1 protein-coding gene is annotated in these 229 nt (G+C 62.4%); it reads right to left on the bottom strand.

What is annotated here, in order from left to right; all coding sequences use genetic code 11:
- Positions 1-229: alpha/beta fold hydrolase (locus SB751_RS36000; RefSeq protein WP_410749726.1), on the bottom strand; the 229-nt coding region annotated here is incomplete at both ends.

Below are 229 nucleotides of genomic sequence, written 5' to 3'. Positions count from 1 at the left end.
GCGATACGAGGCCGGAACGCCGGACTGCCCCAAGCCCGGCAAATCGACCGCCACCACGGTATGGTCCTTCACAAGCACCGGCATCAACTGATGCCACTCGTACCACGACTGGCCGAAACCATGCACCAGATACACCAGTGGCCCGCTGCCGCCTTTGACGTAGTGCAGGCGAACGCCATCGACCGTCTGATAGTCGCTGGCAAATCCCGCCGGAACGGGGAATTCGTCC

Origin of the sequence: Cupriavidus sp. SIMBA_020 (assembly GCF_046535395.1) — a bacterium.
GTDB classification, from domain to species: domain Bacteria; phylum Pseudomonadota; class Gammaproteobacteria; order Burkholderiales; family Burkholderiaceae; genus Cupriavidus; species Cupriavidus campinensis.
This window is presented reverse-complemented; position numbering and strand designations above follow the sequence as displayed.